Here is a 15,609-nt window from a genome sequence, read left to right on the forward strand (position 1 = left end):
ATTACTCCGCCAGACCTTAGTTAGATTCCAGAACACTGGTGTTTAATGTGTTCGCTGCGGTGTTATAGGCGCCGTTCACCATCATCAACGACTGACGCACCATTTCGCCAAAGGCAGCAGGCACATCCGATGCCGCAAAGGTGCTATGAGTACCTTGATTAAAACGCACCTGCACCTGTACTGGCGTACTTAACGCGGTCACATCCGTGGCAGCGTTGACGGTTTCCAGACCCATAATGCCAGCCTGACCGATAGTACCCGCCATCGGAGCCTGAGCTGTCATAATGCCTGCTTGCAGACCCAGAGCTGGAGCAAAGGCAGCATAAGGGTTGCTGGCGGCATTGCCGAAATAGTCGTAGTTAGGCACGGTGTGATCCGGCAAGAACACGCCTGCAACTTTTAATGCATCGGGGAAGCGCACAGCCGAAGCATCAGCAGGCAGCGCTGCACCACCAACCATATTAAACAGGGCCACGGGAGTACCGCTGTCAGCCAGTTTTTTGGCCGAGCTAGCTGGATCCACCACATCGATGGTGGCTTGAATCATGTACATAAAGGTTTCGAAATTAGCCGTGCCTTGCTCGACGCCAGCGGCTGCCAGGCCGCCCAAAATGGTCGGTCCAAAGGAAATGGAGTTTTCCAACAATTTCGAAATATGAGTACCGCCGTTGGCCAGAATCACGCCCTGAACCTTATTCAGGTTCTGGTTGTACGCCAACACAGAGGCATCGTTGTTCACCGCAACGTAGGTGGTGCTCAAAATAGAGCCCAGCGAGTGACCGGCAACAAAGACCTTATCCAGATCAAAATTGACTGGCAGATTATTGTCGATGTTATCCAGCGACGCATTCAGGTTAAGCAGATCGACCACCGCCTGCTGCATATTGTCACGAGTACGCGAGAAATTGCTCAGGTTAATAAAGGTTGAACCTGAAGTGCCTTCACGGGTGGCTTCACCCTCACCCGCCGTAGCCAGAGATGATGCATTAAACACCATATCCTTACGGATATTATTGCCATCTTGGTAGATATTGCCGTGGCGCTCTTGCAAGTTAGCGAAGGTCGCGTTTTGCGCGGCCACACCAGCCCAAGGTGATCCAGTAAACTGTGCATTGGCCGGATCAACACTGAATGACAATAAGGAATTATCTACCGCAGTACCGTTATTATCACTGCTTACCGGTGCAATACCGTGGGTCGGCAAGTCGATTGCTACGGTGGCAACACAGTTATCAGCCATAGTCGAGGCATAGGCTAAAGAAGCTGCGCGGTTAGAAGTAATGCCGTGTACAAACATCACCACCGGCACTTCCGCGCCACAGTCACCATTCGGTAGCGTCACCATCAATGGCGCGTAGTTCACACCATTGTTAGTGGCTGCTGGTTGTGGGAAAGGATAACGCCAGGTCACATTGGTACTGCCGTCAGCATCTTTAGGCGGAGTCGTTCCTGCCTCGTTACCTAATGCACCGTCCAAGATAGCGCCCACCGCCGTATTCGCCGCCCAGTCTTCATCGGCAGCCATGGCTGCACCAATACCTGTCGGCGTCAGTTCAGTGGTTTTGACTGGCTGCTCCAGGAAATTAGGCAGCTGAATTTGGCCCTGATAAACCGTTGCAGTCGCTGGCAGTGCCGGGTTTAACGCATTGGCTGGAATGCCCACACCGCCCGCTACAGCCGTCACGTCGATAATATCGACGGTACGCGGAGCTGGAGCATTAACAGCGTTATTAATGTTGAGTCCTACTGGCAGACCCAGCTCATCGTCGAGAGAAATAATAGTGCTGTACAAAGCAGCCTCATATTGAGGCGTTTGCTTAGCCGCAGCCACCTGCGCCGCATCGGTTGGGTTACCACCACCAGCTTGCACGACACCTGCTGCAATCAGATCGGTAGTGCCTAGTTGTGCTCCATCCAACAAGCCTTCGGCTTGTGCCAGTGGTAGCTGATCTTTAACGAACAGCGCTGGTGCGGCATAGCGAGTCAGGCCCATGGCGTCTGAGTTAGTGGTAAAGGCATAGCTCAGTACCACGTTATCTTGCGTCAAAGCACCGGATGAAGCCTGCATCAGGAAACCGCCGGCTATTTGTTCCCAGCCTTTAACCGCTTCGCGCACCGGCGCCAGCGCCGATGACGGTAGCTCCAAATCACCACTTAGCAGTTCATAATCAGCAGACGGGCGTACTGGCAAGCCATCAGCCCCTTTAATGCCGTCGGTTACCGCCACGATGTACTTAGTGCGTGGTTCTAGAGGTTCTGTCGGCATAATACGAATGGTGTGCGTACCATCCGCCAGCTCAACATAGTCGGCCTGGAATACTGACTGCACGCTGTCAGCCGCAATCGGATTTTCAGGGAAGGCCGCGACGATGGAAGTCAGATCGAGTGGATCAATGCTGGCATCGTCATCAGAGTTCTTCAGTTTCACCAGGAATACCGTGCTGCCTGCTGCAACACTGTCCGGGTTGAGTGCACCGTTAAAAGGAAGATAAAACGCAGCGGTAGTAGAGAAGCCAGGCAGCTTATTCACCGCCACTTCCGGCGGCAAGCTGGCAGAGCTCAGCTGAGCGGTACCATCGGTTGCTGCAGCAGACGCAAACAGTAAATCAATATTGGGTGGCAGCAGCGAGTTAGCCGGAGAAAAGATAGGGGAGACAGAGCTACGCGCGGCGTCAGGTTGACCTGAAGTTACCGGCGTATCGTCGACTTTATCGTTGCCTTCAACACTGCTGAGCTGACAACCGGCCAATCCGGCAGCCGACGCTGCGATGGCCAGACTGAGAAGGGTCTTCTTCACCATATTGCTACCTGTCTGTGTTTTTATGGTTATTTGGTGCACTTTCAGAACGCCAAAGATGGTTCTTAAAAGATACGACGACTATAAAGTGGCACGCTTGCACCCTCATCACTCGAAAGTATGATTCCTTACCTCACCCCGGCAGTTTTTGTATCCATATGTAACTCATCACGCCACATAGGCCTGTTTTTAGCTAAGCAAGACGCCAAAACTAAAAAGAAAGTACTTTAAAATTCAAAGAGTTAGCTTTCTTAGATGACTATTTACAGCAATTAGTTACGGCTGCCGGTAGCCCAGCGTCCAAATACGACGAATCCGCAACCGACACCGTAGTTTCCCTCACCTGGCTGCTGTGCATCGGTGAAGTGATGGCCTAGAATGCGGCTTTCGCTAACAGGAGCATGTGATATGTCTAACCAGGACTCAGTCGTCATTGTTGCCGGTGCCCGTACCCCGATGGGCGGCTTCCAAGGCAGTTTATCTAGCGTTGCCGCCACCGAGCTAGGCGCCGTTGCCATCGCCGAGGTAGTTAAACGCGCAGGCATAGACGGCGCCGATGTACAAGAAGTCATCATGGGCAACGTGCTGCCTGCCGGTCTAAAACAAGGCCCGGCTCGTCAGGCGATGCGCCAGGCTGGTCTGCCTGACGCCACCGGCGCCACCACCATCAATAAGCTGTGCGGCTCAGGTATGAAAGCCACCATGATGGCACACGACGCCATTAAAGCCGGTTCAATTGATATCGCCGTCGCTGGCGGCATGGAGTCTATGTCTAACGCGCCATACATTCTGGAAAATGCGCGCAGTGGCTACCGCATGGGCCATGGCTCTGCGCCTAAAGATCATATGTTCCTGGATGGCTTAGAAGATGCCGAAACCGGTAAGCTGATGGGTGCTTTTGCCCAGGATATGGCCGATCAAAAAGGCTACAGCCGCGAGCAAATGGATAACTACGCCATTCGTTCATTAACTCGCGCCAAGCAAGCCATCGAGCAAGGGCTAAACAGCGCAGAAATTGTGCCGGTGACGGTGACAACGCGCAAAGGTGACACCCTGGTCGAACAGGATGAGCAACCGTTTAACGCCAATATCGAAAAAATCCCCTCACTGCGTCCTGCGTTTAAAAAAGACGGCACGGTGACGGCCGCCAATGCCTCGTCGATTTCTGATGGTGCCTCGGCGCTATTGCTGATGAGCGAATCGGCTGCTGCAGCCAAAGGGGTAAAGCCGCTGGCTCGTATCCTTGCCCATAGCACTCAATCGCAGCACCCGAGTGAGTTTACGTGCGCTCCCGTCGGCGCCATTAAAACCCTATTGGAGAAAACCGGCTGGAGCACCGATGACGTTGATTTGTACGAAATTAACGAAGCCTTCGCCATGGTGGCCATGATGCCAATTGATGAGCTCGGTCTGGATGCCGACAAAGTCAATATTTATGGCGGCGCCTGTGCCCAGGGCCACCCGGTAGGCTCAACTGGATCGCGTCTGCTAGTGACGTTGATGAATGCCTTAAAAAACACCGGTGGCAAAAAAGGTGTCGCTGCCCTGTGTATCGGCGGTGGTGAAGCCACGGCTATGGCCATCGAACTGCTGTAAGCTGATATGGGCCACGGATGTGGCCCTTTTAAAGGCCCTAGATTTAACCCAAACCATCACTTCGACGAAAACTCCTGTCCCAAATACAGCGCGATCTTGCCCCTGGTTGCAGCCATGCGAATGCTACCAATAGCGATACAACCGCTGTGCTGTTGCAATCCTGACTTTTGCCGCTTGCGGTAGCAAAACATGGCTATGGTTATTGCAACCAAGGAGTGTTGCCATGCGCGTATTGACCTTATTAATCATTTGCTTCTGCTCAAGCATCGCCCTAAGCCAAGAGAGCACCGAAACAGAAAAGGTGCGCATTGCCATCGGTGAGTGGCCACCCTATCACGACAGCAAAGCACCCAACTTTGGTCTGGCCTCTCACGCCATTCAGCAGGCATTTGCCGATCAAGGCATTGACGTGGAGTTTGAGTTTTATCCCTGGACACGATCTTACAAACTGGCCCAAAGCGCGATGGTTGAAGGCACTGGTGTCTGGTTTGCAACCGCCGAGCGGGCCGAAGACTTTTACATCAGCGAGCCTGTCATGATGGCCGAAACCGTTTTTTTTCATCGTGTTGACTATGATTTCGATTGGAAAAACTATGACGATTTGAAAGGTCTGCGAGTAGGAGTTGCTCAGTACAGTAACGATGGCCAGGCCTTTGGGGAAGCCTTTGCACAGGCACAAAAACAGCAAGTTTTCTCCAGCAGCACCGCCCACGATGACCGCATGCTGTTTACCATGTTACAGCACAAACGCATTGATCTGTTCCCCATCGATAAACATGCAGGCCTGGGCTTTTTGAAGTCCGATTTCAGCGACGAACAGCAAGCTATGTTCACCTATCACCCACTGCCCGTTAGACAAGATGGCGGCCATTTATTGCTGCCCAAGAGTAGTGATCGCAGCGTTGAGCTGTTGCGTCGTTTTAATATCGGTTTAAAAAAGCTCAGAGCCAAAGGCGCCCTGACTGAACTTGGCTTACCGCCACAATCCGCCAATCCCTAAGCGCTCACTAGGGCCTGTGTAACAAGCTTTGTTACCTCGCCAACATCTGCGCAACAGGGCCGGCACAGACCTATGACCGCAAGCTCGCCACTATGGTTTGACCAGCTACATGGGCTGGTGACTTTTAATCATATGGAGCGATGCTATGAAAGCTAAACATCTGTCCTGGCTGGCCAGTCTCTGGCTGGCCGCGAGCTTAACGGCTCAGGCTGAGCAATGGGGAGACTGGAGCAGTGATGCCGACTTATCGGCACCCAGCGTTAATGATGCCGAACTGTTGCAAACCGAACTCGACGTCAGCAACAGCGCCGATTTTGCCGCAGGCACTCAATTGGCCGGTACTCCCTTTACCGGACTGGACACAGACCCCGTAGCCAACCCATTACCAGCCAGCGGCGATGAGGTAACGGTCGACATTCCACAAGACTTTGCCATCGACCCCGATGATGCAATTCCAGTGGATAGCGGCAGCATTGAACTGAATGAGGATGGCATTCCTGTTGATCTAGCCGGATAACACTCAGCCCCCGGGCGATGGCATTCTCACAGTCCTTGCATTGCTGCAGCCCGGGCGGCACCCTTTGAAGCAACGCTGAAAGCGTTGTGCCCACTTCATTCTGCAACGATTGACAGCCTATGAACCGAATTTTTCTTCGTCTATATCTGGCCTTACTGGCCTCCAGCTTGGTCATTGCGCTGGCCACGGCAGGCGCGCTTTGGTGGCAAAAACAGTGGCGCTGGCAGTACTATTTGCAACGCCATACCCAAGGCTTGATGCAACTGGCCCGAGACGGCCTGATGCGTCATCAGGGAGAAAAACAGCAGGCCTGGTTACAGGCCATACAGCACCTGTTAAAGCCTGCCAGTGCATCGATCAACGAATCAGCAGGCCCTGCAAAAGGGATTCAGGTACAGCAGCAACATCCTGCCATTATTAGTATTGCGCTACCTGAGCAGCAACGCTTTGAAGTGCGCTTATCTCAGTTTCAGCCAGCGCAATTGCGCACCGCCATGGTATTGATACTGAACGATCTTGGACGTTATCCGAACAGCCAGCGCCAACAACGTTTTGAGCAGCTGCAAGGCTGGTTTCCTAATGGCCTGACACGACGGACGGCACATCAACTGTCACTACAAGAAGCGCAGCTGCGACAGCTGCAAGCCGGCGAAATCGTTACCCTACTGAGTACCGCAGAGCCTGCTCATATGACCGCCATTGCTCCGCTTGGCAACAGTGGCGAGTTTTTACAGCTCGGCCCTGTGCCAGTATTTGAGCCCTATCCACCAGCTTGGATGGCAGCTCTGGCCGGCGCTGCATTAATTTTCTTATTACTGATTGGCTGGCGATTAAACCAGCAGCTGGAGCGGCGCATACAGAATTTGCAGGCCAGCATCGCCAATGCCGGTCATGATCAGCTGATCAGCATTCATCTGCCCGGCAATGATGAACTCAGTGCCATTGCCGACAGTGTGAATCACCTGCAACAACGCATTCATTCACTGCTATTGCAACAACGCCAACTCAGTAACGACATTGCCCATGAATTACGCACTCCGGTGGCGCGCAGCCTGTTTCGACTGCAAGCGTTACAAGATCAGCTCGATCTTGCCGACCATCACCCTTTACTGGTCGGTATACGGCGTGACTTACACAATTTAAACGCCCTCACGGCAGAAATTCTGAGCCATGCACAGTTGGAGTACAGTCAAGACTGGCAGTTGATCGAGGTTGAATTACAGCCAATGTTAGAGGCCTTGATCAGCGAGCTGTCGGCGACCAGTGCCGCCCAAGTTGAATTGCAAAGTGACTACCCAGCCGTGCTATTGGCAGAACCGACTCAGTTGATGCGTGCGTTAAACAATCTGATTAGCAATGCGCTGCGCTATGGCCAAGGCAAGGTACTGATACGCACCATGAAACAGCAAGATGGGCTGCAACTGTCGGTTGAGGACAATGGCCCAGGCATAGCAAAAGAACACAGAGATCATGTGTGGCAAGCGTTTTACCGCGTCGATAGTAGTCGCCCTCGCCATATTCAAAACAACAACCAGGGCAACAACAATAGCAACCCAGCCAATGGCACCTTGGGCATAGAACCTGCGGCAAGCCAACAGGGCTTTGGGCTGGGCCTCGCCATGGTAAAGCGGATTATTGAAGCCCATCAGGGCCAAGTATCGATCCATCGCAGTCAGCGGTTAGGAGGCTGCGAGGTCCGACTGCAGTTGCCCGTCGTTACAGTATCCCAGCCCACCACACATCCAGCGGCTTTGATACATAGTTGATACAAAGCCGATACCGGCGCACCACCCAGCGCCTTGTCACTCAGGGTACCCTGAGCATCTAGCGAACAGAGTTAAGCCTATGAACAGAGCAGTTATTGTGATCCTGCTTGGCAGCGGCATGAGCCTAGCGGCCCACGCTGAACAGCCAACCGAACCGATCACCGATCAGGATTGGGGCCACTGGGGCAATACGGCGCCAACCACCGAGACCAACGAGCACACGGATAGCCCGCAGCGCTATGGCACAGGTATCGCGGGCAGCGCTGAAAACCTGCTGCACCAGCTCGATCAAAGCTACTTACTGGATTATCAAAAAACCATGGATGATGAGTTAGATTTTGAAGTGCCACCAGGCTCGGAAATACCAGATGAGATCATCGGCACCCAGTTACAGGGAGGTGATCAGTAGTCCTATGGGTTCCCCTTACATTGTTCGAACCATGCGAACCTCGTTACTGGCTGCGCTTTTAGCAGCGCTGTGTCCGCTCACCATGGCATCCACGGAAGCACTGCAACAGGGCATCGAATTGCGTCAGCAAGGGCAGCTGCAGCAATCCGTCGAGCTGTTGTTACAGGCCATAGAGCAGCACCCTCAGCAGCTGCGACTGCAGCTCGAGCTGGCAGTGAGTTATCTGCATTTGGGCGAGTTTGATCAGGCTCAGCATTGGGCCAGTGCCGTCTTGCAAGCACAGCAGGTACCAGAGCAGGTGCGTGCCAATATTGAGCGTTTTCTTGCCAACGTTGAACGTCAGCGCCAGGGTCTCAGCCAATCCTATTGGTTACAGCACGCACAGCTGTTTGTCGGACACGACAGCAATGCCACCATAGGACCGGACGATGCCGAGCTTGAGATAGGTGAGCTTAAGCGTGAATCGGTCAAAAGCGCCGATCAGTTTGCTGGCCTGCAATACGATGCCAGTTACTTATCCAATCGATTGCCAACCGTTAGTCGCTATCATCTCGGCATCAGCCTGTATGACAAACGCTATCAGGACATCAGTCGCTCGAATCTCAGTTTTGCCAATCTGCGTGCCGGCCTGCAATGGCCGCTACAACAGTGGCGCCTGCACACCAACCTGGCTATCAGTCATATCTATGTCGGCAATGATGCCCTCGCCAACTATGGCTTTGTCACCGTCGGTGGCCTCTGGCAATTGGCTGATCAGCACAGTCTCAGTGTCATGGCGGAAGCCAACCCAAGACGCTATCTGCAAAAGGAAGATGACCAGCGCCAAGGCACTCGTATCAGCCAGACTCTGCAATACCAGTTCGATTGGAGTAACAGCGTTATGCAGGCAGCGGCAGATTGGCGTCAGGCCAACTTGGATGGCACTAGCGAAAGCTACGATGAAAGCCAATGGAGCCTGTCATACAGCACTCCCTGGCAATGGTATCAGCAGCAGTGGCAATTGCAGTGGCGCAGTGCCTATAGCCAGCGCGATTACCGCCAGCGCGATGAACTTTACGTCATCAAACGCGATGACCATAGCTGGCAACATCGGTTAAAACTGCAATGGCAGTGGCAAAAGCATTGGCAATTGGCGTTATCACATCAATACGATAGGCGTGACTCTAATTTGGATATTTATCAATACCAACGCCAACTGACTCAGCTCAGTCTGCAGTACCGAATGGATTAACCATGCTCAACACATCCATTCCATCGGTGGTGCCCAACCACCAACAGGTATACCTATTCAGCCCTTGGCTGACGTTTGCTGCGAGAGAAACATAATGGAAAACAAACGTATCGCCATCATTGAAGATGATCCTGAGTTAGCGCAATTGATTGCCGAATACCTGGGTGTGCAAGGCTTTAGCGTACAGCTGGCAGAGTGCGGTGTGAGCGGTCTGGCGTTGTTACGTCAGCATCCGGATTTGGCCATTGTCGACGTCATGCTGCCGCAAGTGGATGGTTTTGATGTATGCAAACAGGCGCGCCATTTTTATCAGGGACCCATTCTGATGCTCACCGCGCGCAGCGATAATATTGATGAAATCTTGGGGCTAGAAGTTGGCGCCGATGACTATGTGCACAAACCCGTTGAGCCCAGGGTGTTGCTGGCCCATATCAAAGCGCTATTAAGGCGCAGCGAAGGCCAGCATCAGAGCAGTCAACAAGGCCGCACGCTGAGCGTTCACGACCTAACCATCAACGATTCAGCCCGCACAGTGATGCGCCAACAGCAGCTGATTAACTTGTCCAATACTGAGTATGAACTGCTGTGGTTATTGGCACGTCATGCCGGGCAGATTTTGTCGCGTGATTACATTTTTGAAAACTTGCGTGGCATTGATTACGACGGCTGCAATCGCAGCATTGATATCAATGTGTCCAGAATTCGTGCCAAGCTAGGTGATGATCCCAACGCCCCTACCTTGATCAAAACCGTACGCAATCGCGGTTATTTGTTGACCATGTAATGGGCAAAAAAAAGCCGCAGCCATGGCTGCGGCACCTCAAAGCCAATCAACACAGCGGAGGTTGATCAGAGTCTGAGCGAGGTAGTACGAGAAAGACGATTCAAGCAATCAGGGTAACGCCAGTCGTGTAATGTCTGCGTCGCCAATGCAAGGCAGCTCAGCGGTACACGAAGGTTATCCATGTGAAAGCTCAATGGAGAAACTCGTCTAAGAAGTAGCGCTAAGGATAGCGATTTTGAGCTGAAAAACTTTGCCCAAATGGCGCTCGTGTTTTGCCAATCAGCAGTTATCGTGGCGCGTGTTGACGGTAATAACGCGGAGAGTGGCCACAATAATGACGAAAACGATCACTAAAGGCCGCCAGATTGGTGTAACCGACGGCGTCCGCTACTTGCTGTACCGGCAATCGGGTCGATTGCAGCAGCCACTGGGCACGCTGCATGCGCACCTGGGTTAAATACTGTAATGGGGTTTGTCCTTCCGATTGGCGAAAACGCGATGACAGTTGACGCACACTCAGATGAGCCACCGCCGCCAGCTGAGTCAGGGTGAGCGGCTTGGCAAAATGCTCCTCGATGTAGCTACGCACTGCCTGCATGCGCTGATCTGGCAGTGCTTGTGCACCTTGTTGTCGCTGCTGCAGTAGCTGCAACAATAACATCAGCATATGACGCTCGGCCGCACCACCGCCGTGCTGCGTCAGCTGGGCATAGAGAAAACGCACATACTGCCGCAAAGGTTCATCCAAGGTCTGAAACGCAGGCCAACTTTCCAACCCCTGCATCCAGGCGGTGGGAATATCGGCAATCACGAAACAGTTATCCGTGGGCGCGGCAAAGCCATGGCGAACCCCCGCCGATACCAACGCCAGACAGGACTCAGTGGCGCAGCCATCACGGCCCTCAAGGGTCATTTCCAACTGACCTTGAACGGGCAACACCAGCTGATGAAAATCATGCTGGTGTGCTTTTAATTCCTGACTGAAACTGCGCAGTTCAAGAGAGGGTTGCATCAATTCTTTAACACAATGCGATAGCGTGGTTGGCCATTTCGTAAATGTTCAATGGCAGCATTCACGTCTGCCATCGCAAACTCCTCAACCTGAGGATGAATATTATGACGGCCGGCAAACTCCAGCATCTGAGCGATGGTGGCCGGGCTGCCAACTGGCGAACTGGAGACACTGCGTTGCCCAGACAGCAGTGCAAAGACGCTGATATCGAGGGGCTCTAGCACAGCACCGAGCAAATGCAGACGCCCTTTCGGCTTTAATGTCGCCAGATAGGCATTCCAATCAAGCGCCACATTGACCGTCGACAGCAGCAAATCAAACCGCCCCGCCGCCTGTTCCAATGCCCTAGCATCACGCGAATTAAGCGTGTTATGCGCCCCCAACGACAGCGCTTGTTCACGCTTACTGTCGGAAGAGGTAAATGCAGTGACCTCACAGCCCCAGGCGTTTACAAACTGCAGCGCCATATGCCCCAAGCCACCAATGCCGATTACGCCCACTTTGGCGGTGGGCTTAATATCAAACTGGCGCAGTGGGTTATAGACCGTAATACCGCCGCAAAATAGCGGCCCCGAGGTGCTGGCATCGAGCTGATCGGGCAAATGCACCACGCTGGTGGCTTGGGCACGGACCTTATCGGCAAAACCGCCGTGACGACCAACAATGGTATCGACCGCGCCAGAGCACAAATTATGATCACCATCGAGGCAGGTATTGCAGTGACCGCAATAGCCAGCATGCCAGCCCAAACCAACGCGATCGCCGACCATAAAGTGGCGCACCTGAGCCCCCACCGCAGCAATCTTGCCGGTGACTTCATGGCCTGGAACCAGTGGGTATTGGCTGATGCCCCATTCGTTATCCAGCATGCTTAAATCGCTGTGGCAAATACCACAATATTCAACATCGATTTCGACATCCTGATCGCCCAGCGGACCTGGGTCATATTCAAACGGTTGCAGCTCACCACCGGGCTGCATTGCGGCATAGGCTTTAATCATAACGACTCCGAAAATCACATAAGGGTGATCAACAGTCTGGTACAGATAGCAAGTTTGCTCGAATCAGATAACTTCTTGAATGGGCATTAATCGCAGTACAGCTGTTCCTTAGGATAACAAGTTTCAAAGTGGCGACGTTTACCTTTTGGCAGCCCAGACATCACCAGGCCATAGGAGTGATCCACTTGGCGCTCTATCTCTGTTGCTGGCACATCATCGTCAAGCAGCACGGTATTCCAATGGCGTTTATTCATGTGATAGCCAGGCAACACACCAGTAAACACATCGCGCAACTGCTGCGCCTGCTCTGGATTGCATTTCAGGTTAACGCGCACCTCACCGCCCTGGCTATAAAGCAGCGCAAACATCTTGCCTGCCACCTTGTATACCTTCGCCTCGGGGCCAAACGGATAATCCAGTTCGGCCTCCGGTTTACTGGCCAGGTAATCGGCCAACTGTTGCTCGTCCATGTGCGCTCCTTGGCTATGAGTTGATAACGGCCTCTGTGGCCAGTCGTTTGACTCTCGGGGTGAGCTGGCAAAACAGCTCATAAGCAATGGTGCCAGCGGCTGTCGCAATACGATCGACGTCCAACTGATCACCCCATAATTGCACGCTGGCGCCAAGCGACAGCTGCTCGCGTTGCGGGTGATCGGTAATATCAACGGTAATCATATCCATCGATACACGTCCCGCCAGCGGGCATTCAACACCCTCAACCATCACTGGTGTACCTGACGGTGCATGGCGAGGATAACCATCGCCGTAACCAATCGCCACCACAGCCAGCGTGGTATCACGCTGCGCCAGCCAATCGCCGCCGTAGCCGACTCGATCACCTTGTTTAACGCTATGCACAGAAATGATTTCTGACATCAGATTCATTACCGGCTTTAAACCTAGCTCTGCAGCCGATTGTTCAATCATTGGCGAGCTGCCATACAACATAATGCCGGGCCTACTGACATCATCGACCAGGCCGTTATCGCCCAAAATCGCCGCGCTGTTGCAAGCGCTGATTTGCAGCTCGGGCAGTTGCTTAGCCACTTGCTGTAACAATGCCATAGGAGCACTGACATCCTCTGCCAAGCCCGTATCAGCATTGGCAAAGTGCGTCATCACACTGACCAGTTGCAAAAGCGGCTGCTGGCGGATGTGTTCTACGCAGTCGGCCACTTGGTCGGCAAAGATGCCTACCCGGTTCATACCCGTGTTGATTTTCAGCCATACCGAAATAGGGTTAGTCAGTGCTGCTTGGCTGGCGTGCTCTAGTTGTTGCCCATGATGCACCACCAGTTGCAAACCGAGTTGCGACGCAATCACCCATTCGTCAACGTTGTAAGCACCCTGCAACACTAAAATCGAACGCTTGATGCCAGCTTCGCGCAGTCGAATGGCTTCATCGACGCAGGCCACCGCAAAACCATCGGCATCACCTAACGCGCGGGCACAATTTTCCAGCCCATGGCCGTAACCATCGGCTTTTACCACGGCCAGGGCTTTGCCCTGACTATGCTGGCGTGCCAGCTGGTAGTTGTGTCTCAGGTTGGCCCAGTTAATCTCAGCTCTGGTAGCGCGTGTCATAGGGTTCACTTCCTTCAATACTGGCACCAGGGCCGTCCGCCCCTGATGCTCGGGTGTGAGCGAGTAGCACCTTAAAACAAAAACGGCTGCCGTTCTCCAGACAGCCGCTGTTAAGAGGCGGTTCAAACACAGTACAATGCCGGCATTATGTATCAACTTACCTGCCGGATGCGAATGCATGGCCAGCCACCCGCTGTTTTCTGACAAAATTATCGCCCTGTCATCGACCCTGGCCGCCACCATAGGCCTGGAAGAGGCCTTGCTATTGACCGTGCTGAATGATGCGGCCTGCAGCCAAGCTGGGCCCGTATATCAGGTCAGCACCGCAGCGCTGCGCCAGCAACTGCCCTTCTGGGATGACATCAGCGTGCGCAGGGTGCTCAATAGTTTGCTCGATAAAGGTCTGCTGCAGCTGCAAGGACCCGGTTTTGCCGACAGCAATGTGCTGTCTTTTGCTTACAGCGAGTCAACGGCACAGCCGAATTCACCCACTCACCATCAAGTTGCTCAGCCAGCCGGCCAGTATCAGCCCCAGGCAGCTCAGGCTGAGCGCCCTAGCCGCCATCAACCTTTGCAGCGCAGCTGGCAGCCGCAAGAAGATACCTTGTTAAGACTTGAGCAACACGGCATTCCGCGCAGCTTTGCCATGAGCCAATACGATGTATTTATGCTGCAAGGGCAAGAGCAAGGCGCCAATCGCAACGACTGGAATACGCGTTTTTTTCGCCATGTGAAGCAGCAGTGGGTGTTTACTCAAAACGACGCCCAGCGCGGCAAACGCCAACTCGAGCGCACCGGCTTTCAACCGCAACAAGAGCAGCCACAGCCGATATCCGCCGACTGGCAACCCAGCCAGGATGCTAGCCAGATTCTGCAACGTGCTGGTGTTGATCCGCAATTTATCGCCGACGCTGTGCCCGAGTTTGTGCTCTATTGGTCCGAGCGTGGAGATGCGTATAAAACCTGGAACAGCAAGTTTATCCAGCATGTGCGCCAACAATGGGCACGCTACAGCGCCTCGGTGGAGCATTCCAGTTTACCAACGCCCATTGCTGACAATTGGCAGCCGGCCGAAGACTGCTTTGATATTCTCGCCATGGGCCACATTGATCGCCAATTTGCCCAAGGCTTGGTGGGCGAGTTTGTGCTCTACTGGCGCGACTCAGGCCAAGCGCACAACAGCTGGAACAGCCGCTTTTTACAATATGTGAAACAACAGTGGGCGCGCCGTCTCGCGCAGCCTAGCAATGGAGTATCCAATGGACAGCAAGCAACTGCTCAACCGCATTACGCAACAGCTGAAGCCAGCGTCCAAAGACTCAAAGACACCAGCTGGTAACGCCGAGCCACAGCCCAGTGTGGCGCAAAAAGAAGCCATCAATCAGATCTTTGAGCTGTTTCGCTTTAACTATCACAACCAGTTTTTAAAAGCGTTTCCCGATTACGACACCCTGGTCATGGCGAAACGGCTGTGGTCACGTTTGCTGCTCGACTACTCAGGTGAGGTGATTATGCGGGCGGCGGAAAAGGCAGTAAAAGACAGTACTTATTTGCCTACGGTGCACGATGTTGTGCGCCGCTGTGACCGAGCTGACGTCTTGGGGTTACCCGACGCCCATGCCGCCTATATCGAAGCCTGCCGAGCGCCATCCCCCAAACACAGCTTTAACTGGAGTCATCCTGCGGTGTATTACGCCGGTCGAGCCAGTGACTGGTATTTTCTGGCCAACAGCACCGAACGCCAGGCCTTTCCGGTATTTCAGCGCAACTACGAGCTGCTATTGCAGCGCCTTGAGCAAGGTGAATCACTGGAGTTGGAGTTGCCTGTTGCATTGCCAGAAGAGAGCGCCGTGCCGCTCTCCCCTGAAGAGCAGCAGCGGCGTTTGCAGGAACTAAAAAACGCGCTGTAACT

Annotated in this window: 14 protein-coding genes; 9 read left to right on the forward strand and 5 right to left on the reverse strand. The window is 53.4% G+C overall.

Annotated features, from left to right (window positions below):
- Positions 1 to 16 precede the first annotated feature (16 nt).
- Positions 17 to 2,800 carry a hypothetical protein gene (locus tag AC55FS_RS18210; protein ID WP_496933717.1) on the reverse strand — a complete coding sequence of 928 codons (2,784 nt, stop codon included), beginning with the start codon at positions 2,798 to 2,800 and terminating at the stop codon, positions 17 to 19.
- A 405-nt stretch (positions 2,801 to 3,205) separates the two neighbouring features.
- On the opposite strand from AC55FS_RS18210, the gene AC55FS_RS18215 reads away from it, so the two are divergent.
- The 7 genes from AC55FS_RS18215 (at position 3,206) to AC55FS_RS18245 (ending at position 10,100) form a co-directional block, all read left to right on the forward strand.
- On the forward strand, positions 3,206 to 4,393 hold the full coding sequence (locus tag AC55FS_RS18215; RefSeq protein ID WP_496933718.1) for a thiolase family protein: 1,188 nt from the start codon (positions 3,206 to 3,208) through the stop codon (positions 4,391 to 4,393).
- A 223-nt stretch (positions 4,394 to 4,616) separates the two neighbouring features.
- A complete protein-coding gene (locus AC55FS_RS18220; RefSeq protein ID WP_496933719.1) occupies positions 4,617 to 5,393 on the forward strand; it encodes a substrate-binding periplasmic protein in 777 nt (258 codons plus the stop codon).
- A gap of 145 nt (positions 5,394 to 5,538) precedes the next feature.
- Positions 5,539 to 5,910, forward strand: a complete 372-nt coding sequence (locus AC55FS_RS18225) for a hypothetical protein (protein WP_496933720.1) — start codon at positions 5,539 to 5,541, stop codon at positions 5,908 to 5,910.
- A gap of 119 nt (positions 5,911 to 6,029) precedes the next feature.
- Positions 6,030 to 7,676 (forward strand): sensor histidine kinase, encoded by a 1,647-nt coding sequence (locus tag AC55FS_RS18230; protein ID WP_496933721.1) that lies wholly within the window; start codon positions 6,030 to 6,032, stop codon positions 7,674 to 7,676.
- A gap of 79 nt (positions 7,677 to 7,755) precedes the next feature.
- Positions 7,756 to 8,085, forward strand: coding sequence for a hypothetical protein (locus AC55FS_RS18235; protein WP_496933722.1), 330 nt, complete (start codon positions 7,756 to 7,758; stop codon positions 8,083 to 8,085).
- 4 nt (positions 8,086 to 8,089) lie between these two features.
- Complete coding sequence (locus tag AC55FS_RS18240) at positions 8,090 to 9,316, forward strand: DUF2860 family protein (protein WP_496933723.1); 1,227 nt, start codon at positions 8,090 to 8,092, stop codon at positions 9,314 to 9,316.
- A 94-nt stretch (positions 9,317 to 9,410) separates the two neighbouring features.
- Positions 9,411 to 10,100 (forward strand): winged helix-turn-helix domain-containing protein, encoded by a 690-nt coding sequence (locus tag AC55FS_RS18245; RefSeq protein WP_496933724.1) that lies wholly within the window; start codon positions 9,411 to 9,413, stop codon positions 10,098 to 10,100.
- 286 nt (positions 10,101 to 10,386) lie between these two features.
- Here AC55FS_RS18245 and AC55FS_RS18250 read toward each other — a convergent pair whose 3' ends face one another.
- From AC55FS_RS18250 to alr, 4 genes are all read right to left on the reverse strand, one after another.
- A complete protein-coding gene (locus AC55FS_RS18250) occupies positions 10,387 to 11,112 on the reverse strand; it encodes a helix-turn-helix domain-containing protein (protein WP_496933725.1) in 726 nt (241 codons plus the stop codon).
- Positions 11,112 to 12,113 (reverse strand): NADPH-dependent aldehyde reductase Ahr, encoded by a 1,002-nt coding sequence (gene ahr / locus AC55FS_RS18255; protein ID WP_496933726.1) that lies wholly within the window; start codon positions 12,111 to 12,113, stop codon positions 11,112 to 11,114. Before ahr ends, AC55FS_RS18250 begins: the two co-directional genes overlap by 1 nt.
- 86 nt (positions 12,114 to 12,199) lie before the next feature.
- Positions 12,200 to 12,583, reverse strand: a complete 384-nt coding sequence (locus AC55FS_RS18260; RefSeq protein WP_496933727.1) for an MmcQ/YjbR family DNA-binding protein — start codon at positions 12,581 to 12,583, stop codon at positions 12,200 to 12,202.
- Positions 12,584 to 12,596: 13 nt separating this feature from the next.
- Positions 12,597 to 13,697, reverse strand: coding sequence for an alanine racemase (gene alr / locus AC55FS_RS18265; protein WP_496933728.1), 1,101 nt, complete (start codon positions 13,695 to 13,697; stop codon positions 12,597 to 12,599).
- A 178-nt stretch (positions 13,698 to 13,875) separates the two neighbouring features.
- On the opposite strand from alr, the gene AC55FS_RS18270 reads away from it, so the two are divergent.
- Both AC55FS_RS18270 and AC55FS_RS18275 read left to right on the forward strand, forming a co-directional pair.
- Positions 13,876 to 15,036: a DnaT-like ssDNA-binding domain-containing protein gene (locus tag AC55FS_RS18270; RefSeq protein WP_496933729.1), complete on the forward strand. Its 1,161-nt coding sequence runs from the start codon at positions 13,876 to 13,878 to the stop codon at positions 15,034 to 15,036.
- Positions 14,957 to 15,607: a replication protein P gene (locus tag AC55FS_RS18275; RefSeq protein WP_496933730.1), complete on the forward strand. Its 651-nt coding sequence runs from the start codon at positions 14,957 to 14,959 to the stop codon at positions 15,605 to 15,607. Before AC55FS_RS18270 ends, AC55FS_RS18275 begins: the two co-directional genes overlap by 80 nt.
- Positions 15,608 to 15,609 lie beyond the last annotated feature (2 nt).

It is taken from the genome of Bacterioplanes sp. CLAM21 (assembly GCF_059641015.1).